1 protein-coding gene is annotated in these 253 nt (G+C 62.5%); it reads right to left on the bottom strand.

All coding sequences use genetic code 11. The features are described from left to right. On the bottom strand, positions 1-253 hold a 253-nt coding region (locus SB719_RS21465), incomplete at both ends, for an ATP-dependent metallopeptidase FtsH/Yme1/Tma family protein (RefSeq protein WP_412159931.1).

The following is a 253-nucleotide window of genomic DNA, read 5'->3' on the forward strand; positions in this document are numbered from 1 at the left end:
ATAAGGAGGACTGGCACGATCCAGGACAGCAGGTCGCGCAGGAAGGTGCTTTCGATCTGACCGGTGACCACCACGCCGCGCTCCTGAAGCTGACGTGCGAGGTCGGGCTCGACGCGGGTGGTGATGAACATTGGCCGGCCGTCGACCGGCTGCTTGAAGGTTCCCTGGATGAAGCGGTCGGATACCGCCACCTCCGCTATCCTGCCCTCGTCAAGGTAGGTCTCGAACTGGCTGTAGGGAATCTGCGTCACCT

This window comes from Pantoea sp. SIMBA_079, assembly GCF_046940275.1.
GTDB classification, from domain to species: domain Bacteria; phylum Pseudomonadota; class Gammaproteobacteria; order Enterobacterales; family Enterobacteriaceae; genus Pantoea; species Pantoea borealis.